General features: G+C 39.9%; 17 protein-coding genes and 2 tRNA genes. 10 read left to right on the top strand and 9 right to left on the bottom strand.

Annotated elements, in window-relative coordinates; translation table 11 throughout:
• Positions 1 to 57: 57 nt before the first annotated feature.
• A tRNA-Gly gene (locus M0Q51_07270) sits at positions 58 to 130 on the top strand.
• Positions 131 to 280: 150 nt separating this feature from the next.
• Positions 281 to 366 (top strand) — tRNA-Leu (locus M0Q51_07265).
• A gap of 136 nt (positions 367 to 502) precedes the next feature.
• Here the strand turns inward: M0Q51_07265 and M0Q51_07260 are convergent.
• From M0Q51_07260 to M0Q51_07220, 9 genes are all read right to left on the bottom strand, one after another.
• Positions 503 to 715 (bottom strand): hypothetical protein, encoded by a 213-nt coding sequence (locus tag M0Q51_07260; protein MCK9399782.1) that lies wholly within the window; start codon positions 713 to 715, stop codon positions 503 to 505.
• A 10-nt stretch (positions 716 to 725) separates the two neighbouring features.
• The gene (locus M0Q51_07255) at positions 726 to 1,598 is read right to left on the bottom strand and encodes an ATP-dependent Clp protease proteolytic subunit (protein ID MCK9399781.1); all 873 of its coding nucleotides are present in this window, start codon (positions 1,596 to 1,598) and stop codon (positions 726 to 728) included.
• 97 nt (positions 1,599 to 1,695) lie between these two features.
• Positions 1,696 to 4,737: a DEAD/DEAH box helicase family protein gene (locus M0Q51_07250; GenBank protein MCK9399780.1), complete on the bottom strand. Its 3,042-nt coding sequence runs from the start codon at positions 4,735 to 4,737 to the stop codon at positions 1,696 to 1,698.
• A gap of 2 nt (positions 4,738 to 4,739) precedes the next feature.
• Positions 4,740 to 7,598, bottom strand: a complete 2,859-nt coding sequence (locus M0Q51_07245) for a site-specific DNA-methyltransferase (GenBank protein MCK9399779.1) — start codon at positions 7,596 to 7,598, stop codon at positions 4,740 to 4,742.
• A 147-nt stretch (positions 7,599 to 7,745) separates the two neighbouring features.
• Positions 7,746 to 10,757 (bottom strand): DEAD/DEAH box helicase, encoded by a 3,012-nt coding sequence (locus tag M0Q51_07240; GenBank protein MCK9399778.1) that lies wholly within the window; start codon positions 10,755 to 10,757, stop codon positions 7,746 to 7,748.
• Position 10,758: 1 nt separating this feature from the next.
• Positions 10,759 to 10,959, bottom strand: coding sequence for a hypothetical protein (locus M0Q51_07235; GenBank protein MCK9399777.1), 201 nt, complete (start codon positions 10,957 to 10,959; stop codon positions 10,759 to 10,761).
• A complete protein-coding gene (locus M0Q51_07230; GenBank protein ID MCK9399776.1) occupies positions 10,959 to 12,089 on the bottom strand; it encodes a Fic family protein in 1,131 nt (376 codons plus the stop codon). Before M0Q51_07230 ends, M0Q51_07235 begins: the two co-directional genes overlap by 1 nt.
• 157 nt (positions 12,090 to 12,246) lie before the next feature.
• Entirely contained in the window at positions 12,247 to 13,746 is a 1,500-nt protein-coding gene (locus tag M0Q51_07225; GenBank protein MCK9399775.1) for an ATP-binding protein, read from the bottom strand.
• Positions 13,747 to 13,768: 22 nt separating this feature from the next.
• Positions 13,769 to 16,906 (bottom strand): N-6 DNA methylase, encoded by a 3,138-nt coding sequence (locus M0Q51_07220; protein MCK9399774.1) that lies wholly within the window; start codon positions 16,904 to 16,906, stop codon positions 13,769 to 13,771.
• A 337-nt stretch (positions 16,907 to 17,243) separates the two neighbouring features.
• Between M0Q51_07220 and M0Q51_07215 the strand changes: the two genes are divergently transcribed.
• The 8 genes from M0Q51_07215 to M0Q51_07180 all read left to right on the top strand — a co-directional run bounded on the left by M0Q51_07215 (position 17,244) and on the right by M0Q51_07180 (position 23,780).
• Positions 17,244 to 17,795, top strand: coding sequence for an AraC family transcriptional regulator (locus tag M0Q51_07215; protein ID MCK9399773.1), 552 nt, complete (start codon positions 17,244 to 17,246; stop codon positions 17,793 to 17,795).
• Between the two features lie 92 nt (positions 17,796 to 17,887).
• Positions 17,888 to 18,154, top strand: a complete 267-nt coding sequence (locus M0Q51_07210) for a YtxH domain-containing protein (GenBank protein ID MCK9399772.1) — start codon at positions 17,888 to 17,890, stop codon at positions 18,152 to 18,154.
• Positions 18,135 to 18,560, top strand: coding sequence for a hypothetical protein (locus tag M0Q51_07205; GenBank protein ID MCK9399771.1), 426 nt, complete (start codon positions 18,135 to 18,137; stop codon positions 18,558 to 18,560). The genes M0Q51_07210 and M0Q51_07205 overlap by 20 nt, the downstream gene beginning before the upstream one ends.
• 32 nt (positions 18,561 to 18,592) lie before the next feature.
• A complete protein-coding gene (locus M0Q51_07200) occupies positions 18,593 to 18,958 on the top strand; it encodes a hypothetical protein (GenBank protein ID MCK9399770.1) in 366 nt (121 codons plus the stop codon).
• A 6-nt stretch (positions 18,959 to 18,964) separates the two neighbouring features.
• Positions 18,965 to 19,363 carry a hypothetical protein gene (locus M0Q51_07195; protein MCK9399769.1) on the top strand — a complete coding sequence of 133 codons (399 nt, stop codon included), beginning with the start codon at positions 18,965 to 18,967 and terminating at the stop codon, positions 19,361 to 19,363.
• A gap of 40 nt (positions 19,364 to 19,403) precedes the next feature.
• Positions 19,404 to 20,519, top strand: coding sequence for an AI-2E family transporter (locus M0Q51_07190; protein MCK9399768.1), 1,116 nt, complete (start codon positions 19,404 to 19,406; stop codon positions 20,517 to 20,519).
• A complete protein-coding gene (locus tag M0Q51_07185) occupies positions 20,516 to 21,559 on the top strand; it encodes a pesticidal protein Cry7Aa (protein MCK9399767.1) in 1,044 nt (347 codons plus the stop codon). Before M0Q51_07190 ends, M0Q51_07185 begins: the two co-directional genes overlap by 4 nt.
• On the top strand, positions 21,549 to 23,780 hold the full coding sequence (locus tag M0Q51_07180; GenBank protein ID MCK9399766.1) for a glycosyltransferase: 2,232 nt from the start codon (positions 21,549 to 21,551) through the stop codon (positions 23,778 to 23,780). Before M0Q51_07185 ends, M0Q51_07180 begins: the two co-directional genes overlap by 11 nt.
• Positions 23,781 to 23,793: the final 13 nt, after the last annotated feature.

The following is a 23,793-nucleotide window of genomic DNA, read 5'->3' as shown; positions in this document are numbered from 1 at the left end:
CCTTTGGTTGCACTTTTTAAAAAATTATTTACATTTGCAATCCTTTTTTGACATACTGCGGAAGTAGCTCAGCTGGTAGAGCACGACCTTGCCAAGGTCGGGGTCGCGGGTTCGAATCCCGTTTTCCGCTCTGAAATGAAATTTGAAATTTGAAAATTGAAATTAGGAATCTGGTGAAACAACGAGGTTCCTATTTTTTCAATAACGTATCCAAATTTCAAATTTCAATTTACAATTCACACCCACACTTCACCTGCACACCCAAACTCACACCCTCTTCGCCCGGGTGGCGGAATAGGTAGACGCGTTGGACTTAAAATCCAATTTCCAGTGATGGAAGTGCCGGTTCGATCCCGGCTCCGGGTACGGGCAAAAAACCTCGCTTGGCGAGGTTTTTTGAGTTTTAAGGGTTGAGTTGGTTTGCTGATATTATGTGACCTCCGGACTTTAAAAACAAAACCTTGTAAATCAGAGATTTCCGGGCAAATTCGAATAAGATTAATTATTTGACATGTTGCATATCATAATAAAACCTCCTGCCAATGGTATCGACAGGCGAAATATTGTATTCTTGTTTCTTGGAGATTCCAAGTCGTCTCATTTGTTCATGATATTCTTCATATTCGATATATATTTTATCCGATTCGAATAATTTATTCTTTTTTTCTATTACTTCGGTCAGTTTATCGATCAAACTTATATCATTTGTTGCCATAATATAAAGATTAAAAATAATTTCTACTATGCAGGAAAAATCTAAATTCAGATCTTAGGATAAACTCAATTATCAAATCATTATAGGACCTGATTTTTTCACGTAAGGGTAAATCATCAGAATAATCCTCTATTTTCAATTTTAAAAAAGTCTTGAGAACATGTATATTAATCATTCTTCCATGGGAATGCCACAGATTGTTATTACCCAATTTAGTTGCTATGTCTTTAGCCCGCTCCTTCTTTTGCTCCAAAGTAACAGGTTGACCAATCAGATCAGGTTTTGATTGATGTATTTGCCAATCTTTGAATTTATATTCCACTAACCATTTTTCCAAAAGTGTAACTGTTAAATCCTTGGCTTGCTCATAAGCCCTGAGTGTCGCTAAATCGATATCTTTGAGAATTGCAAACTCAGCCCTGGTTAATTCATTATTTCTGTCTTTTTCAATTAACTCGTTTACTTTATCCAAATAACCAAGAGCAGGCACATATTTATCACCAACTAATACTTGTGGATCAATAGGGCCAAGGGATGAAGAATAATCCATAAAAATTTTGTCACCAGACATACAAAATATGGTACCTGCCGACATTGCCATATCTGGTATGACAAAATAAACCTCATGATAATGTTTTCTTATTATATCAACAAACTTCTCGACAGTTTCAGAACTACCACCTGGTGAATTGATGATAATCGATAATTTATCTTTTGGATTAGGATCGTTCTTTAATTTCTCAATGAAATCTCTGAATGGTTTGATAAATGCAGGATGAATTTCACCGTAGTAAAAAATCACATCAGACTCAAAATGATCTTCGAGTTCTTTAAGCCTGTCATTTAAAATTATTTTTAATGTATCATTGAAAACATTAATCATAATAGTCAAATTTTTACAAAATTATATAAAAAAGTGCAAACCTGTTTAGAAATAACATACCACTATTTATCATATTGTCTCTCAATACTTGGTGCTTCTAAGCTTTATCAATATCATAATTAAGCATTGCTGGATTCCTGCATACTATGAACACCCAATGTCCCAGTTTTCCCCAGTTATTGACTGCATTAACCCATTTATGTGCTCCCTGGTGCTTGGCCTTGGTTTGATTGTCTTCATACCCTTTAATTTCAAGAACAAGATTCACGCCATTGCTCAATTTTACAATGAAATCAGGTTCATAATGCAGGGGAACGCCCTCAAATTCATACGGAATGGTAAATTCAAGATGATCATTTTTAACATAAGAAAATACTTTATAATTTGCTTCCAGGATGAAATCAGCCGACTGCTCCCATGTTTGAGTATCACCAACCATCATGTTTATATGGCTCTTTATTGTTAGCTTGGGGATTTTCTTAGTAGTAAAATTCACGGATAAGGTACTTCCAATTGGTTTGAAACGATTCAATTGTGGCAATAAGGGTGGTTCTCCTTCCAGTTTAGACGGTTCAATGGCAGTAGTAAGTAGCGATATTACTTTGGAAGAATAAGCCTCGATACCAATTTCACTGGGATTACATCCCATATAATTCACCTTAATATCCAGATACCGATCTACTATTTTCAATACCTGTGGAAACAGTTGTGCCCTTGATTGATATTTTAATCCGGAATGTGCGTCATTTCTACCATAGGTAAGGTTAATAACGATCTGACGTGCTATCTCAAATTTGATGGTTTGAAGATGATAATTTTCATAATAAGCTTTTCGATCCTGGGTAACAACCTTTAATCCAGGATTGATGGCAGGCCCGCCAATACGGATACCAACTTGTGGCTGGATGAAGGTCTGGATGGGATCCTTCAGAGGTTCTAGATCGAATTTTTCCAATTTTTCAAAATCCACAGAGATCATGTTTTTCTTAAGGTCAAACACATAACCTTCTACATTGGGGAATTCAATTTTCAGGTTTTCCCGTTCTGTTAGCGCACGAACATGATAAACGGGTTTATCATCCGGTTCCGGTTTCCCGGTGGGCCTGCCTTTAAATGGAATAATGGAGAATGGAATTCCATAGACATCCACATATTCCGGGGGAAACATATTAGATTCCTTGTCAATAGTATAGTTCATCCTGCGTAAGCCACGGCCTACTACCTGTTCAATTAACAACTGGCTTCCAAACGCACGAAGCCCAAAGATATGGGTAACATTGTTTGCATCCCAGCCTTCCGACAACATCTGCACTGACACGATACATTTCACCTGTTCTCCCGGTTTCCCGTGTTGGCCTATTGTATCGGCGATCTGCCTGGTCTTTTTCTTGGCTTCATCTTTTGACTGACCCTCGTCTGAGTCGGTTTCCTGCATGACTTTGTTGTCGATGCGGAATGAGTTTAAGGCATTTTCAGTATTGCTGAAAATTTCAGGGAATGGTTCGCCCTTTCCATAGGATTTAATCTTTACCAACTTCGTTTCTCCTTTTTTTCTTCCACGGGTTACCTTTTCCTCGACTTCCTCTGTTTGTTCGCCGGAAATCTTCTGATAAAACAATTCGGCGATATTAGTGTTGTCACAAACAATGATCATGGCTGGTGGAATGGCCAAATTACGCTCATCTCCGGTTTTAAAATAATCAAACCGTTCTTTGTACTGACCTGCTAACTGAACCAGAGCACCATTTGCTCTTTCCCATACCACACCTGGCTTTGGACGTCCCCCTTGCATCTTCTGCCCGGCCCTCAGATCGGCTGTAATGTATTTCCATAAATTGAAATACTGTGGTTCAGGTCTACCTGTTATATCACTAACCGGAATCCTGGGAATCTTTACAATTCCCGATTCAATGGCATCCACCAGGGCAAAATCACTGACAATCCAGGGGAAGGGTGATCCTTCAACATAGCCGCTGCCTTTGATATAGAATGGTGTTGCCGACATATCTACACAAAAACGAATGCCGCAGGCTTTGTTAATCTTATCCAATCCGTTGATCCATACTGTTGCCTCTTCGCGCTCTTTTTTTTCTTCTTCAGATAAATCTGAATCGGTATCTATAGGTTTCGGACGGTAGGCATGATGGCCTTCATCATTCATCACCATGACCGGAGATCGGTCATATAATTCGCCAAGCACCCGTCGCGCAAAAGCATCCGCACTCTCAATCCCTTTATTGACTACCCGGTAACTTTCGCCCGATTCCATATTTTCTGATTCTTCCCCCAATTGATGCCAGTTTTTGATCATCACTTTTCCCCGCTGCAAGAATGGAATAAGAGAAGAGGGGATAAGATCAAACTTCCGGTAGTAATTATCGGCTATGTCTGGACGAAGTACCTGCAAACGCTCGCGAATAGTCAGATTCGGGCAAATGATCAGGGCAGCATCCGGGAACCGCACATCCGATGGTTGCGATCCACGGTTACAGAATGCCCAGGTGATGAGCATGGCCATGACCACTGTTTTACCGCTACCAGTGGCCATTTTGCATCCGTAACGGTGAAGATTGGGATATTCTGTCTCATTGGGAATATCGATCAGTCGGGGAAGCAAAACATCTTTAACAGTTGTATCATCAATAAATGAAGGTTTCACGCCTTGTTTTAGTTTCTGAAAATCCTCCTCAGTTAATTCCGGATTCCATCTTGTTTTCCTGTTCGAAGCTAAAATTTCATTGATATAGATGATGGTTTCAACACCCTCAAGCTGGCAGAAAAACAACCTGCGTTCGCGGTTTGATCTTGACCAGTATTCAAGTAGTTTTTTTGTGATCGGTGTTGCTATTTCGTACCCTGACTTGCGCCAACGGCGAACATCATTACGCAGAAGGTTGATCAACTGAAGATCTTCACGTTGTTCTTCAGCAAATAATGTTGTCTGACCTGTATAGGCGCGTTTGGTTTTGAAAAAATAACTGGCCGGGCGACGGGTGGGAATTTGCTGGGGTTCGCCATTTTCGTTGTAATACCAGTATTTATCCGGCTCCTCAAATGGATTGCAGAGGATCGGGTTATCCACCACGATTACGGGGGCCTGGTCGTCAAAGAGATCGTTTTGCGAAGTTCCCTTTGTCATGATCAATAGCTTTTATCTAATGACAACACCTTCATTACCTCATTTCCGCGTGGATCAATGACTTTCACGGCTGCTTTTTTATATTCTCCCACAGGGAAGGGAAGCGATAAAGTTCCGCTGAAGGCTTCAAATTTATCAGGATCAATCACCCCTTTTAATGCCTTTTCCAGTTTTTTCCAGGCATCACGATCTGGAAAGAAGGCCTGGGTTATGCAAAAAGTGCGTCCGTCGTAATCGCTGTCGATAAACCAGGCAGCCACTTTGTCGGCGCCTGTATCTATCAATACATTCCTGACAGGGTCATAAATATCTACGCCGTCCATCCTGATCCGGAAAGAACCATCGCTTTCTGTAAGCAGTTTTATCCGCGGGCTGCCCATCACGGTGAATACCTGGCCGCTGCCCGTGCTTTTCAGCAGGTCGCCCATCAATACATCGGGGCTGATATGGGCCAAGTGCAATTTCACCTTTGGATTTGAATCGTCTTCAATGGCTGCCTGTGCTTCGGCATCGAATGAAAATCCGGCAAAAACTATATCGTCGAACCCGTGTTTGTAAGCAGTTCGAATCACATTCTCCACCTGCCATCCGGTTATTGGACCATGCTGTGGACCTACACTCACCCCCACTTTACGTAATTTTTTATCACCATTCATCCATTCCCCTTCAAAATTGATCATTGTTCCTCCGCTATCATAAGAGCGCAGTTCGTTGAAAACCATCTTCCGGTTTCCGGGAAAAACCACCCCTTCACGTTTCAGCAACAGGAGGATATTTTCAATGAATGAAACGGCATTGGTCGCCTGGTCGAACGTTTCCAGATCTTCATCAATTCCCTGGATTGGAGAATCGGCATCGAGATTAAACTCTATAGGCATTACGCCTTCCACAGTGAATGGACCACTTACCCGAACCACCCCGTTTATCTTCTCCGGCTTGTCGACCAGTTCAACCTGCTCTGCATTTGTCTGGATACATGCGTTCACTTCATCCATCTTTTGCCGCCAGATTTTAAGATAAGTTTCAATGGCTGTTTTAAATTCTGCCGGATAAAGTTCATCGGTATCAAACGGCACATCCCAATGCTCAAATTTTTCCGTTGGAAGTTTCCACCTCCGTTCATCGGCCTCGTTGATGTTCTTTTTACCCTCCTGCTTTTGTTTAATTTGCCACTTAAGCAGAAGCTTACTTCTGATCTCTTTATCAACTTTTTGTAATGCGTCATTGATTATCACCAGGCAACTGTCAAGCAGCGGATCATATTTAGCGAAAACTGGGTCGAGGGCGGGGTTTTGTGCGATGCTTTTTAAAGTTATATGTGGAACTGTTTCGTACTCAAATGTATTGTCCTCTGCCGGGGCTTTCTCTATATTTTTAAGCTTGTAATGTTCAAATTTGGCGGTTAGTAACCGTTGTCTTGCCAATGCCACAGCAACCCTACTGGTGTCAATTGTGATCCATCGCCTGCCCCATTGCTCGGCTACATAAGCCGTAGTTCCGCTGCCACAGGTGGGATCCAGGGCAAGATCGCCGGGGGATGTGGTCATTAAAATACATCGAGCGATTACTTTAGTAGCCGTTTGTACAACATAAATCATATCTGTAGCTCCCCCAGTGTCAGACCAAATACTTCCTAACGCTTTCACAGGAAAATCATCAAAATTCTTTTGAAACCGTATTTGATTCTTTTGAGGCACTATTCTTTCAGCCAATAAAAGTCTATTCATCCCTTCCATAGTGGTTTTCCAGTGTGCATTATTGCCCGGGAAGAACTCTTTGCCAAAAGCTGGAAACCTCACTGTTGACGTATTTGTCGATCCGGATGAAGTAAGTGGGTCAGGACTCCATTCTCCTTCCTTTTTATCAATTCTTTCAATGAAAAGTTGGGTGTATTTCTCTAGTACCTTGCTCCTTTCTTTAGCATACCACAAAAGATAATCAGAATTTGATTTAATAAAATCACCTTCAACACTTCCCGTTTTTTGAACAGCGATTCTAACAATGAAATTTCCATACCCGAATACTTCATCAAGAATACTCTTTAATAAATGTTCATTTTCATCGCCAATTTGTAGAAAAAGGCTTCCTGAATCTTTGAGAAGGGTTTTTGCAAGAATTAATCTGTCTCGAATATAACTAAGGTAACTATGTGTTCCAAGTGTCCAGGTATCACGATAAGCTTTTACGACTTCCGGTTCACGGTTAAAATCACTTTCCTGTTCTTCTTTGGTATCAGTTCTCCCAACCTCCGGTTGAAAATTTTTCGTGAACCTGATCCCATACGGCGGGTCAAAATAGATCATCTGCACCTGGCCGGTTAGGTTTTCGCGATAGGCAAGGGAGGCCATGACTTGCAATGAGTCGCCGAGAATGAGGCGGTTTGCCCAATCCATTTCGTGCTGATAGAATTTAATCGCTTCGCGGTACTCCATTTCGGGATCGGCAAAGAGGTCTCGTTGTATATTTTCTCGTTTAGCTACTTTCAAAATGGCCTGTGTGCTTATTCGTTCGTGGATATGGAGAGCTATTGGGTCAACCTCAAATGCTTTCTTTTCCCGCTTCCCTGTCCACTCAAGCCAGGGTTCGTGCTTTTTCAGGGCGTTGGCCAGAATTTTGGATTCATCTTCCGTAAGGGGACTCCGCAAAGCTTTTTCGAGCAATTCTGGTAACTTATCTGTTTGTCCGGAATCATCAAACCTCAAAACCGGTGGCAAATGTGGGTTGTAATCAAATTCAAGTTTGGGCGCTTCTTCCACCTTACCTTGTGATGCAAGTCCTGCCGGGGTGATGTATTTACGCTTTTTGTCTTTGAATCTGTAGTCGGTAAGTTGGTCAGGGAACTTTTCTGCTTTTTTGGTCATTTAAATATATTTTTTCGTATTGCAAAGCGGAATAATTGTGAAAAAATTGAAAGATAATACTGTAAAGTTAAAAAAAATACCCATGTCCTTGGGATTTTTCACGGCATCTGGCACTCTTTGAACGCTAGAGAGTTCCTTCATCACGGTTCATATCAGCCTTTCCTCCAGCAAATCCCGCCAAATAATAAATCCCTTTCTTTCATCTGAATAATCGTGTAATATCCGGCTGAAATTTTCGGGTTGGGATTCCAGAAATGTCTGTCTCCCATTAATCCTAATGGTATTCAGATGTTGTTCAACTATTGCCAACTCCTGGGGGAGCATTCTTGATATTTTACTGACATGCCAGATATAGGTGGCTTCTTCCGTATCAAGGGTTTCCAGAATGAGGTGATTCTGATTTTTACCGGCAACCAGAAAAACAAAAGAAAACGGGCTTAACACAAAACGAAGCTTCAATATAGAACTTTCGTGCTTTTCCGCCAGATATCTGAGTTGTCTGTAATGGATAACCTTTTTATTACTCAGAAGATCCTCGAGCAATTGCTCACCTGTTTCATATAAGGAAGATTTTGCCTCATCCAGAGATTGAACCTGATTTATATCCAATAGATTCTGCTTGGGTTTATTTGAATTACTGCCCAGAAAGAATCTTGAGACAAATTTGAATTTTGCAATTTCAATGATCTCCCTGTTTATTTTTTCCAGATCAGAAGAAGTCGCCAACTGGGAAATTAATGTTTTTCCCTGAAATTCTGCCTGGATAAGTACAATGACATTTTTTTTCTTCAAGGTCTTTGAAAAAAATGGCTTCAACACATCGAACTCCGGCCGGATTTGGTCATTTTCAATTTCAAATTCCAGTTCCTGATTTAATTTAGGGACAAAGTACTTGAATGCAATTGTACCATATCTGAATTCAAGATCATCAAAAGTAAGGGTGATGGGCTCTTCAATTGAAATCGTATTTCCAGTTGATGTAGTACCAGGTTCAGGTTCATCAAATAATAAAGCCTGTTTTTCAAGTTTTCTGTAATAGGTGTTTCTTTTCAGAAACAATTTATTCAGGTAGTCGATCTTATAATCCCGGTAATCATAAATGACCGGGGCGATCTCTGATCTTTGTACCCTTCCAATATATTGCACCAGCTTCCCCTGGAAGGAAAATGGATAAACAAGAAACAAACGGTCGATATTTTGAATATCAATACCTTCTCCAAAGAACTGTCCAGTCGTGATTAATACTTGAAAATTACCGTTCTTAAGTATTTTCCATTTGATTGATCTGCTGCTTTCCGAATCGTCACCAGAAAAGACAATCGTTTCATAAGATTGTTTGAGATACTGGTTTAACGAGTCAATATGTTCTTTCCTTTCCGTAATGATCACAACTTTTTTCCCAGAACTCAATTCTGAAATGACATCCTTTAAAATTAGTTTGTTCCTTGCAGAATCATGGATCAGGATCTTGGATAAAGTCTCGAACTTATCCGTTTTAGAATTGAAAGGAATATCAAGTTCAGTATTACGAATGATGATTTTTGCAGTTTTAAAAGTTGAAATATCCGGAGCTTTAATTTCACATATAATTTCCCCGAGATGGATAAAAATCAACTTCCCGTCATTATATTTTCGAAAAGGTGTTGCGGTTAACCCATACAGATAAAATGAAGATAATTTCCCAATGATACTTCTATAGGTCTCTGCCGGAATATGATGACATTCGTCAACGATGATTGTCCCAAATTTATTTGTTAAACAAGTCGGTCCCGAATTTTCAAGCACTCTTGATAAACTCTGGATCATGGCTACTGTGATCTTCCGGCCATCTTTGCTCTTTCCTTGTCCAATTCTTCCAATTTCATGTTTGGGAATACCTAAAAACGATTGGATTCTTTCGATCCATTGTTCGGCCAACTGTTTCCTGTGAACAATGATTAGTGCAGGCTGTTGTTTTTCGGCAATGATCTTCAGTCCAATAATGGTTTTTCCCGTTCCAGGTGGAGCAACAATAACCCCCATGTCTTTTTTCGCAGCAGCCGTTAAAGCAATCTTTTGATGTTCTCTAAGTTGAACATCCATTGTAAAAGAGGCAGGTTCAACTTTTTTCCTTTCATCAAAAAAATCATATTCAATATTGTTATCCCTGCAAAAGCGTAACAAGCGACCAGCCATTCCTCTGGGAATAATAACAAAGTCATCTTTTTCTTCAATGAATCTGAAATACCTTTCTGAGCCCCATATGCTTTTTCCAAGATTCTTTTTAATAAGAAATTCACTACTCAGGAAATTAAGCTCTTCTCTTAGAAAGTTAATCAATGGCAATGGCAGACCGCTCCGGGCTATTTTAATTGTTTGATCAAGTACGATTTTGACTTTACCAGTTTCCGGTGATGTCTGAATTATCCTGTCTTTCTTTAAATCCGTAATATTGGTTAATTGGTTATAAAGTTGATCAAGTTTAGAAACAGAAACCCTTTGAATGCCTTTCAGATAATCCCATTGATCTTTGTATGACTCTATTGTCTCAGGATTGATAAAGCAGTTATTTCCCTGATCTAAAGAAAGTTTATTCAATGGCAAAGCAATCAGATTACCAAATCCTTTCCCCGACAGAAAATCCTGATTGGGGAAGAGCCTGTCAAAGCTTGAGTTCTTATCAAATGTTGAAAACGCACCAATTCTTTCCAGCAGGTTGATGATGATTTTCCTGCTTTTCATCGCCGGATAAGGCTTTTCAAAAAACACCCAGATATGACCTCCCTTGCCAGACCGGGATCGTTCAAGATATACTGGTAAACCCTGTTCATTGCAAACCTTAAGAAACAACCTACATTCCTCTATCCAGTTGTCTTTATCAAAATCAGCTGCAATAAACCATGATGTATTATCTTTAAGTAAGGGGTAAATACCTATGAAATGCTCTCCGTAAATGTGTTTGGTAATTTGATAATCTGAAAGTGAAAGATACTTTTTATCGGAATAGTTCTGGAAGGTTCCCCCTTTCATTTTATGTAAACGGTATTGATAGGGGTCAAATTCAAATGCAGGGGAATAACTGGACTTATCATCCTTCTCCCAGCGAATTGCAAATATATCCTCTCTTCCCCGGAATAACGATTTGTATAAAGAAAGATTTACCAAAAACGTTTGATCCATATTATTCTGGTGTAAACGATAGAATCACTTCCACAGTTTCTTCCACAGTTTTGCCTTCTGACTGTGGTGATGACTTATAATCAACATTACGTTTGAAAAATACCACCTCAAAACTAATTCCCGGTTCTTTCCACTGAAGACCTATTTCAGGGTACTTCTCAAAGTTCACAACGCTTGCGCTTTCTTGTTTTATACTTGCCATTATCTATTAAAAAGATTCAAATACTGTTCAAAAATGAAGATGCGGTTTCTCTTAAACCCGGTTTGTTCTTTGAGGATTTTGAGTTTTTCAAATTCCTGGATTAAACGATGTGCTGTAGAAATATTCACTTCCAAAACTTTGGCAACTTCGGGTGCATCTACAATGGGTTTGGTGTATAGATAGCGAATCAATTCCATAGCCACCGGAACACGCTTGCCGAGTGTGATAATTTTTTTCTCCTCCACCTCTTTTCTCAGTTTGATGATCTCGTGAAATGTCTGGATGGAGTTTTCTGCTGTTTCCAAAACACCCACCATAAAGAACTTGAGCCATTGCACCAAATTGTTTTGAGTGCGCACCACCGTGAGGTTATCATAGTAATGTATGCGGTTACGTTCAAAAAAATCGGAAAGATATAATACGGGTTTGCTGAGAATGTTATTGCTTACAAGATAAAGTGTAATGAGTAACCTGCCTAACCTTCCATTTCCGTCGAGAAAAGGGTGTATGGTTTCAAACTGATAATGTGCAATGCCTATGCGAATGAGCGGTGGTGCCTGCAATTCATCGTTATTCAGAAATTTTTCAAGGTCACTCATCAGGTCAGGTACTTCGCTGTGGTGCGGAGGAATGTAAGAGGCATCGGTAAGTGTAGCACCACCAATCCAGTTTTGCGAAGTGCGAAACTCACCGGGCAATTTGTATTTGCCTCTTACTCCCTGCAATAATCTTTTGTGTGTTTGTTTCAATAAGCGGTTACTTAGCGGAAGATTTTCCAGTTGTGCTATGGCATCGTTCATTGCTTCAATGTAGTTGTGAACTTCCTGCCAGTCGTCACGCTTTTCAGGATTGATATATTCAGCGGTCTGAATGGCTTCCTCCATGCTGGTTTGAGTGCCTTCAATCCTGCTGCTTTTGGTGGCTTCTTTGGTAATATGCATTCTGATGAAAAAATCCACATCAGGAATCAGGGTAGAAAACGCATTCAACTCCCCGAGTTTCCGGGTGGCATCATTAAGCAGGCGATTTACGTTTGCATCGCTCACCAGCCATTCGTGATTCACAGGTTCCGGTGAGAAACTTGAATAGCCATACTGCCTGATATATTTTCCTGCTTTGAAACGATTTATTTCCATTGTTGCGTGTTTGCATTACTGCAAAGATAAAAATTTATATTTGCAGTTGAACATTTTTCTGCAAATATGAAATTCCATAGTTGCAGATGGTTTTGAAACCCGCAGGTAAAGACCCTGACTGTGGAATTTTATAGTAAACGGAAACGATTTTTCATTTATTCTCATTCGGATCGTGCGATCGTATGTACGCTAATATCTCTTTCGTAACATCCTGGTACAACACCAGCTTATCATAGTCAAACTCTACATTGTTCAGGTACTGAAGCGCCAGTGCGTCGCCAATCATTGAATCCGGCAGCACGCCTGCAAAGAAAAATCCCATTTTCTCAAATTCGGCCGTCAGGTTAAAGGTGAGCGGATCGCCAAGCTTCAGGAACATATTAATGGACGAGATGTGTTTGATACAAAAGCTTCGGAGTGTTTTCCTTATTTCCCTGAGAATATTTTCGCCATAGCTTAAAACAAAGATCTCACCGCAGCTTTCAAGCTCATTCACTCCGGTAAAGATAGCTGATTCAGCAGCCTTGTAAGAAAGTTCCTGTGGTTCCGGCTGATGGTAATGATGCGTTACCCCGAGAGATTCGTACAATTTAATGATCATTGCCCGGTGGTGTTCGGGTGGATAAAGGTTTAACACAGCAGGTTCATCCATATACCTGAAGCTCAGAACGACGCTGATACGCTGCGATGTGTCATCTGAAATACCTTTGAATTTCCAGGATGCAGGACTGGTAGCCAGCAGGATGCCGCAATCTTTCAGACCATATTTGATAAGGGATTTTTGGGTATAGATATGATTTGTCACCGCATAGGCGTAAATACCTGTCAGTTTCCTCTTTTTAGGCGCATGAAGCAAAAAATCCGTTAGCCTGTTAAGAGCTCCCTGTCCCCGGTATTCTATGTTGACAAAGGCAAATGTCAATTCGGCGATCGTATCTTCCGGATATTGAAAAAACAGGGCCGCGTGACCCATAAAATCATTCTCCCTGGTTACCGCGACAGCCGATATCATCTCCAGGTTCCTGTTCATTTCAACAAGCCGTTCCGGGTAATAAATATGATCGTCGAAAAATGAATAGCCATGCGATTTATAGGCACACCTGGATACTTCAATGGCTTCTTCCGGCAGCATTGCCCTTACTATAAAATCTATCTTTTCGGTGATACCTTTGGGGTCCTCCATCTCCTGGCTCTCATCTGTATTCAACGCCACCTGGAGGTCAGTCTTATGTAAATACTTAACCATCTGGATCTCCTTTCCCAGGTGCCCAAGGTTATGGAATGAGAGATCATCCATTACCTTTTGCACCATATAGATCCAAAGCCCCTCGGTCTCCATGTCAGCAATATTTTTTGTTATGTTGAAACGGGCTATTTTGTTGGGATCAAAAGGAATTCCCATATCCTTGACTATGACCTTCAATCCTCCTTCGATCTCCTGGCAAATAATGTCGACAGTCTTGCTTTCCTCCTTATCGTAGGCATGTTTCATGACGTAGGTCACGGATTCCTCAACTGCAATATCGATCTGGTTAAGTTCGCCGCCCTTGAACCCGATCTTTTTCGCCATTTCCCTGACGAAAAGCTGTGCCATGTTAAAATAATCGATGTCGTTGGGGATGGTCAATTTAACTGATTCCATGTTTTCCATGTTGTAGAATATTTAAAATGCACTATTCAAAATCGATTTTATCAATCTCCTTCATGATCCTGTCCGTCTCTGTCAAAGCTACAATGATCTTCTGGTAGTGCCTGACATCTTCAAACGACAGTTGCCGGCCTTTCCGATCCTTGAGCCACTTCTGGGCAGGCTGATAACCTCCTATGTAGAATTCCCAGGCAATTTGAGGTACATGGTTGAAATACTGGTTGTCGTTAATCCAAACCTTTTCCTGGTCATATCTCACCTTGCCTACTCCATTGCTTCCACTGATAGGATAAGATGTGATGAACTGTTCTACTACCGGGCTTTCCAGTAAATGTATTTGCCTTAACTCACCACCTAACTTGACTAACTTCCAGAAAGTATCTTGGTCTTTGGGGTAAGGTATCCTTGGGAAGTCTATTTTTAGGAATTCTTTATATTTTTCTCGGTAGGTAGGACTATGCAATACGGCATAGATATAATCGAGCAGGTCTATGGGAGCAAATGTCCCCTCAGTTGTTTCTTTTTCATAAGTGAAAGATAATCCTAATTGTTCTGCAATTTGATCAACAATTTTCAGATTAAGGTTTGGGGTTCTTTCAGTTTCTTGTTCTAATCTTTTTTGCCCATCTGTTTCTCCATCTAGATAGAGGTACAGTGGGAAAACAAAGGATTGGTCAGCTAAATAGTTCAAATCTGACATCAAATTTGTTATTCCTATATGCCTCCATAAAAATGTACCTCCTAATAGTCTGCTACGTTTAAAAATAATACCCAAATTCTCTTTTAAAAAGTGTTTCATCGTTGAATTTCGTGAACGACCAATGAAACCACCAGATTTTCCTGTAAAAATTGTATACCTTATATCGAATGGTCTATAAAGAATTTTAGTCAGTTGGTAATTTTCACTTAAAATTTCTTGTTTTGCTTTTTTTACTGACCATCCTGAAGTATCAATAATCTGATATTTATTTTTAAGTTCAATCTCTGATAAGGTCTTAAAATCATTTATCACCGCCAATAATTCATTTTGACGAAAATGAATAGCTAATCTGTCAATTTTAGTTTGAATGCCTGAATTAGTCTCTTGAAACAAAGATGATATGCAAAAACCATTAAAATACTTATCTTCCTTTGTAAAATCTTTCGGCACAAAAAAGAAATATGGCTCTTTATAATCGAGTTCTTTCCAGTCAAAAATTTTAACGGTATTTTCACTCAGAAAATCATATTTTACTTCACGTGTACCGAAAAGGTCAAAATGGAAAACCTGTGCTAATTCTTTCTTCTTTTTTGCATTATTTTTCACAAAAAGGTTTATTGAAACACCTTGTTGGATATCAAAAACATTCTCATCTTTTTCTCCATTTGGACAAGTTTCTTTGATATTTGAATTTCCATGTAAATTCAGTATAAATATTTTATCGAATGTTTCAAGCAAATGTTTACGCATTTGTCGATGAGTTACGCCATCAATAAAACTGTTGTTTGAAATAAAAGCTAAAATACCTTCACCGTTTTTCTCTATGAAATACTCACCGTAGCGTGTAAATTTAATATAGTCATCGTCAAGGTTTATTTTCTTCTCCCTCAAGTCTTTTTTGAAGTCAGCAATAAGGTTTTGTATCCATTCACCTTTATTGCTGCTACTAACTGAATATGGTGGATTTCCTAAAACTACCATAACTGGTGTATCCCTTTTTACCTGGTTTGCTTCGTCAGCCTCCTGCGAAAGCCATGAAACAAAAAGGGTTCCGGTATCCTGATGATGTTCTTCAAGCGAATTGGTCAGGTAAACTTTCAATCGTTGCGGTCGTGTTGGACGGTAGCCGGTTTCCTGAAGCAATAATTCCAGTTTCAGGTGAGCCATGGCATAAGAGGCCATCAGGATCTCAAAGCCGTTCAACCGGGGCAAAAGATGATCCTCTATGTACTGGTTCCAGATTCCTTCCTGACCCTCAAACTTTTTGTGTATCTGCCGGACGACTTCAGCAAGGAATGTTCCGGTTCCACATGCGGGATCGAGCACCTGCACCCTGTGAACTTCCTGTTCAACCATCTTTCCCTGGATAGGGGTTTTTACTTTAATCTTTGAAGTATCTGCCAATCCCTGAGGTAAACCAAATTCGTCCTTCAGGATATCATCGACTGCCCGGACTATAAAATTCACAACCGGTTCCGGCGTGTACCATACGCCCCGGCTTTTCCGAAGTGCCGGGTTGTATTCCGACAGGAATGTTTCATAGAAATGGATTATTGGATCATGTTGCTGGGTGGCCTTGCCAAAATCTTTCAGCAAAACGGCTACATCCGTTGCCCTGAAGATATCAGCCAGATCATCTACGATCCAACGGATGCGGTCATCCAGATCATATCCAGCGATGTACTGAAAAAGTTTTCTCAGGAACGGATTGGACTGAGGAATCAGTTCTGCTGCTTCCTGGCGGGAGAAGTCCACCAGCGAAGGATCATGCAGCCGGGCGGCAAACATTCCGTAAGCAATTGTTTGAGCATAGATATCTGCAAAATCCTTTTCAGTGATATCATGGATCAGGATTTGCCTGAAGGCCTCAAGTTGGTCTCGAAGGGTCTTATTAGCGGCATCCTGGAATAAATTACCTGACTGCTGAACGTCTTTCGTGATTGCATTTTCAATGACACTGGCCAGGAGTTTTGCCTTGGCCGCCATCATCATGGATAGTTTTGCCGGCGACTTAATCGTCTGGCCGGTGAACATGCTGAAGTTTTTAATCAGCCCTTCGAACTCTGAATACTTTTCCGGCCTTGGAACGATCCTACCCCTTTCGATATCCGCAATCCTCACTGCAGGTCCCGGCTGGCCTTCAACAAACAGTTGAAAATCCAGGTAGTCAGTTATAATCAGGTTTTCCAGGGATTTCTTGTACCGATCAAACTGCTCCTTGTACTCTTTGCTGTCTAGTGGCTTACCGACATCTTTGGCCTCAATGTAACCGACAGGTATTTTTCCTTTTGATAAAATATAATCCGGGGCTCCGCATTCAATCCGGGATGGTTCATTGGTCACATTGATCCCCGGCGCCAGGGTTTCCAGCAGCGATTGAAGATCTCCCCGGTAGGTGTGCTCAGTGGCTATTCCAAGTTTATAACGATCGTTGATTTTGTGTAAATACTCCTGGATAGTCATAGGTAAGATTTAAGCCATTAAAGTTATTGATTAATCCGATACGATGATTTTAAGTGAAAAGTGAGCCCGAAATATCACAGTTGGTTCTGCAGCTAATATAAATTCCATAAGCGCATGTGTGATAAACATTGCCACCAGGAAAGCCTGTTCTTCATGGACGATTTTTCATTTCTCTGTTCCTTCAGGCTGTTTTCTGATAGTATGCAGCTTCATCAGTGCTTCTGCAGGTGTAAGATTGTTGATGTCGGTGTGTAAATATTTTCAAAAAAATGAACTTGACTTCGATGCAAAAATGCTATAATTTTGTATAAGGCATGCTGAGGTATATATTAAATTGATGAAAATCTACATCAAAAATATGGTTTGCATCCGGTGCAAAATGGTAGTTAAATCCGAACTGGAAAAGCTTGGATTGCATTATACTATAGTTGAATTGGGCGAAGCTATAGTCAGAGAAGACATTTCAACAGAGCAACTGGACCGCCTGAGAGTTGCCCTTAACAAGACTGGGCTGGAATTGATGGATGATAAAAAAAGCGTACTGGTTGAGAAAATAAAAGCGATTATTATTGAACTGGTCCATTATTCTGATGATCCAGGCAAAATAAACCTTTCCGATTACCTGAGCGAAAAACTCAATCACAATTACGCATATCTTGCCAATCTTTTTTCCGAAGTTAAAGGGACTACCATTGAAAAATTTTACCTGACCCACAAAATAGAAAAGGTAAAAGAACTATTAGTGTATGATGACCTTCTTCTTTCCGAAATTGCCTATAAACTTAATTACAGCAGTGTGGCCCATCTGTCAAACCAATTTAAGAAAATTACAGGGCTTACCCCATCTCATTTCAAAAATCTTAAGCACAAAAAGCATAGCGCTTTATAGAATGTGTGAATGATGTAATTTATTCCCGGAATTATGTAACGTTTCCCGGAATGGTGAGGCATACCTTTGTTATGGTAATAATATACTCACGATTGTCCCGCAGGAAGCGGGCTATTAACAATCATTTAAAAAATAAAATTATGAGCTCTGGAAAAGTATTATTGGGCGTATTGGCTGGCGTCGCTGCCGGTGCATTCTTAGGGATTTTATTTGCCCCCGGAAAAGGTTCGGATACCAGAAAAAAAATTTCTAAAAAGGGAGAGGACTTTGCGGATTCATTAAAAGAAAAATTCAATGAATTTCTTGACAGCAACTCCGCAAAATTTGAAGAGGTAAAGGATGAAGAAGTTTCCGGATAAAAATATTAACATGGAAAAAGAAAGGTTGAAATCCAAACCTCCCCTTTCTGAGGATAACAGGTCTCTTAATACGTCATTGCGAACTTTTGATTTGCCAGCCTTGATTGATAAGATGAAAAATAATCATACATGGGTAAAAGGGGAACTTAATGCAATGATTCTTTTGAAAAGTCCCGATAAGCAGATTGTACTTACCGCATTGCATGAAGGAACAGAAATTAAATCTTTTCAGTCAAATGAATCAGTAACCTTTCAAATAATTGAGGGAAAACTAAAGTTTCATACCCGAAAAGAATCTGTAACGCTTAACAAAGGTCAATTGCTGACACTTTATGAAAACATTAAGTACAGCCTGACAACCAGGGAAGAAACTGTGCTCCTTTTAACCATTGCAAACGGCACCTAACAGTAGGCAAGAAACTAAATGCCCTGATGGTTATGCAATTTTCTAAAACCGAAGCCATGGATGACAGTACGAAGTTGATTGAATCACTGCTGGAAAGAGTTGTTGAATACGGCAAAACAAGCTATGAGTTAGAAAAACTCAAAGCCCTGGACAAAACATCGGATATTGCTTCCTCATTTATACCTCATTCTGTTGTCTTTGTCCTGATTGCGTCATTCTTGCTTTTTTTCAATCTGGGATTAGCTTTATGGCTTGGCGAAATCCTTGGCAAAACCTGTTACGGATTCTTTGTGGTAGCTGCTTTTTATGGGATTACGGGGATTGTTTTACATTTCTTTTTTCATAAAAGGCTTAAAAATCTTGTCTGCAATTATATCATTAAGCAGGTGCTTAATTAAAATCACATGAAAAACATAACTTCAATCGCCGAACTTAAAAATGCAATTCAATTATTAGAAGCTGAGCAAGCTATTAAAGGGCAGCAATTGAAAGAACAATTTTACCTTACCTACGAGAGCTATAAGCCTGTTAAACTTCTCAATAGCACCTTGAAAGATATTGCTTCATCGCCCTATTTGATTGAAAACATTGTAGGCGCTACCGTAGGTTTAGCTACCGGTTATCTATCAAGGAAAATTATTGTTGGTGCATCAGGCGGTATATTTAGAAAGATTTTAGGCTCTGTTTTGCAGTTTGGAGTTACAAACCTTGTAGCTCAGCACCCTGACGCTATTATGTCAATCGGTCAGTTTGCCTTTAAACATATTTTCCGCAAGAAGGAAATGAATTCTAAAAAGCTGTGAACGTATATCTTCACGAACACCTTTAAAATAAATAATATTTGTGAATATAGTTAAAGAATTGAAATTACCATTTTACGCAAAGGCAATTCTTTTTTTAATCGGAATATATGCCTTGTTTATGATGTTGTACATCGCAAGGGGCATTATTGTTCCACTCCTTTTCGCAACCATTCTTGCCATCTTACTTCACCCGGTCGTAGATTTTTTTGTACGGTTAAGAATAAGAAGGATAGTAGCTATTGTAATTACTTTATTCCTTACTATATTAGTCATTGGCGCGTTTGGCGGTCTTTTAGTTTCGCAGGCAAGCCGGTTCGGCGAAACATGGCCGATACTGGTCGATAAATTTACCGGGATACTCAACCAAACCATCACCTGGGCTTCCGGTTATTTCGATATAAAGCCACAAGTTATCAATGACTGGATTACAAAAACAAAAGGTGAACTTATCAATTATATCAGCCATTCAATCGGACAAACACTCGTCATAGTCGGCAGCGGGATAGTAGTATTGTTTTTGGTTCCTGTTTACATCTTTTTGATATTATTTTACGAACCCCTCCTACTTGAGTTTATTCGCAGGCTTTTTGACAAAAGCAACAAAAGTCAGGTGAGCGAAATTGTGACCCAGACCAAAACTGTTATTCAACGCTATCTTATAGGACTGGTTATCGAATTTGTCATTATGGCAACACTGAATTCCACTGCTCTTTTGATACTTGGAATTGAATATGCTGTCCTGCTTGGCATTATAGGCGCATTGCTCAACGTCATTCCATACATCGGAGGAATCGTGGCAGTAGCATTGCCCATGATGATTGCTTTGGCCACTAAATCGACACCCTGGTATGCCTTATACGTTCTGGCATTTTATTATCTCATCCAACTAATCGACAATAACTATATCGTACCCAAAATAGTTGCCTCAAAAGTAAAAATCAATGCACTTTTCTCAATAATAGTGGTACTTGCCGGGAATGCTTTATGGGGCATACCCGGTATGTTTCTTTCCATACCGCTCCTTGCCATTGTAAAACTCATTTTCGACCATATCGAATCTTTAAAACCCTGGGGATTTTTATTAGGCGACACCATGCCCCCATTATTAAAAATTAAACCGATCCGCCTGAGGCGGATAAAAAATAAACCTTCATGATAGTGGTTAAAAAAGAAGGCATTATACTAAAGAAAACCCATTTCGCATTTGAAAACGAAGGTGTGCTAAATCCAGCAGCAATGCGTGAAGGCGACAGCGTTCATCTTTTTTACCGGGCTGTGCGAAAAGGAAATCATTCGAGTATTGGCTATTGCAGGCTGGATGGCCCATTGACAGTTGCTGAACGGTGGGATAAGCCTTTCATGGTACCTGAATTCGAATATGAATCACATGGTGTTGAAGATCCCCGCATTGTAAAGATTGATGACCTGTTTTATATGACCTATACCGGGTACGATGGGACAAATGCCCGTGGGGCTTTAGCTACTTCAAAAGATTTTATGAATTTTAAAAAGCAGGGAATCATTGTTCCTCCCATCACGTATGCACAATTTGTATTCCGTGCTGAATCTGACGGTAAAGTAAATGAAAATTATTACCGTAATCATAAGTTCTACTACCAGAAAGCAGATCCTGATAAAAAAATTATGTTGTGGGATAAGGATTTAATTTTCTTTCCCCGAAAAATTAAGGATAAATTGGTGTTTCTTCACCGTATCAGACCTGGCATTCAACTTGTTTCTGTAAATAGCTTAAAGGAACTCACGAAAGAATTTTGGGAAAATTATTTTCTTAACCTGCAGGAACATATCGTCCTCGACCCTGTTTATGCGCACGAGTCAAGCTACATTGGCAGTGGCTGCCCTCCAATTGAAACAGAACACGGTTGGCTATTGATTTACCATGGAGCGGAAGAAACTGATAGAGGGCTTGTATATTCTGCCTGCGCAGCCTTACTGGATTTAAATAATCCTGTAAAAGAAATAGCCCGGTTGCCTTATGCTTTGTTCTCACCTAAATACCAATGGGAAATAAATGGCGATGTGAATAATGTGGTTTTTCCTACCGGCACTGCATTGTTTGGAAATACCTTATTTATTTATTATGGAGCAGCGGATTCATATATTGCCTGTGCCTCCGTGAGTTTATCCGCATTATTGGCCGAATTGTTAACTTATACTGCGAAAGATGAAAAATGACCTGGCTGAAATCTTGTTTATTACCTCATATCCACCAAGGGTATGCGGCATAGCAACCTATTCCCAGGATTTGATAATGGTGCTTAATAATAAATTCAGCAATTCATTATCAATAAAAGTTTGTGCATTGGAATCCGGAGATGCAAGTTATAATTACCCTGATGAAGTAAATTATATTCTTGACACTTCTCTTGCTCCGGGGTATCAGAAATTAGCTCAATCTATTAATCAGGACAATCGTATCAAACTCGTGTTGATCCAGCACGAGTTTGGCTTTTTTAAAGTGCAGGAACAAGCATTTCTGCAATTTTTATATGAACTTTCAAAGCCGGTTGTTATTGTTTTTCATACTGTACTGCCTCATCCTGATGAACAGTTAAAATCAAAATTAAAGAGTATTGCGGCTGCCTGCGAGTCAATCGTGGTAATGACCCATACCTCGGCCGATATTTTAACGAACGATTATGCTGTGCCACAGCAAAAAATATCAGTGATAGCTCACGGCACCCACTTAGTTCCCCGTTTAAGTAAGAAATCTTTGAAGCTGAAGTATGGACTAAAAGATCGGAAAGTTCTTACAACTTTTGGCCTGCTAAGTTCGGGAAAGGGTATTGAAACTACATTAGAAGCATTGCCAGCCATTGTAAAAACCAGCCCTGATGTAGTATTTCTGGTAATAGGCAAAACCCATCCCGAAGTTGTGAAAACGGACGGAGAAAAATACCGGGAAATGCTCGAGCAAAAAGTAAAAGAGTATGCACTTCACGATCATGTGATATTTATTAATAACTATTTGCCATTGCCCGATTTGCTCGAATATTTGCAGCTTACCGATATTTACCTGTTTACCACCAACGATCCTAACCAGGCTGTAAGCGGCACTTTTGTTTATGCCATGAGTTGTGCCTGTCCCATCATTTCTACACCTATACCACATGCAAGGGAGGTGTTGACTAAGGATACAGGAATTATTTTTGATTTTCGCAATTCACAACAATTAGCCGATGGCGTCATCCGGCTACTCAACAATGATAAATTACGAAGGAATATCAGTACAAATACCTTGCAGAAAATAGTCTCCACAGCCTGGGAAAATTCTGCCATTGCGCATGCTATGTTGTTCGGAAAAATTGCCGGCGATAAAATTACAATACGATATAATCTCCCGACCATCAACCTGAACCACCTGAAACAGATGACGACCCATACCGGTATCATTCAGTTTTCAAAAATCAATCAACCCGATATCAAAACAGGTTATACCCTGGATGATAATGCCAGAGCCCTGGTAGCCTCGTGCATGTACTTTGAACTGACAGGCGATAAGAAGAGTGTTTATAACATAAAAAAATATCTCAGCTTTATAAAACTTTGTCAGCAACCAGCAGGTAACTTTTTAAATTATGTAGATAAGGATAACAAATTTACCGATCAAAACAAAGCTGTCAATTTGGAAGATTCAAATGGAAGAGCCGTCTGGGCTTTAGGATATTTAGTATCATTATCAAGCCTCTTACCCGGGGAAATCATATCTGAGGCCGAAACAATCATTGAAAAATCCCTGCATCATATAGGCACGGTGCATTCTACACGGGCAATGGCTTTCTCTATAAAAGGGTTATATTACTACTATAGCTCCACAAAGTCTCCTGAAAATCTCGTCCTAATAAGAACATTCGCCAATCGTTTGGTTCAGATGTATAAGCACGAATCGAACGAAAAATGGGAATGGTTTGAGGGTTATCTTACCTATGCCAACAGCACATTGCCTGAGGCCATGTTATATGCCTGGTTGTTGACCAGAGAAAAAATTTATAAAGAAATCGCCATATCATCGCTTAATTTTCTATTGTCGCAAACTTTTAATGAAAACGGGATAGAAGTAATTTCCAACAAAAAATGGCTGCAAAAGGGACAGGAAGCAGGGCATTTTGGCGAACAACCCATTGATGTTGCCTATACCATAATGACATTAAGTAAATTTTACGATGAATTTATGGACAAAGGCTGCCGGCTGAAAATGGAAACGGCATTTAACTGGTTTTTAGGGAACAACCGCTTGCATCAAATTATTTATAACCCATGTACAGGAGGTTGTTACGACGGGCTGGAGGAAACTCACGTGAACCTCAATCAGGGAGCAGAATCTACGGTAAGTTACCTGATGGCAAGATTAACCATGGAAAAGTATAAGAATTCAGATAACCTACTTCTTATGTAACTTGTTTTTAAAG

Source organism: Bacteroidales bacterium, from assembly GCA_023229505.1.
GTDB lineage: Bacteria > Bacteroidota > Bacteroidia > Bacteroidales > JAGOPY01 > JAGOPY01.
This window is presented reverse-complemented; position numbering and strand designations above follow the sequence as displayed.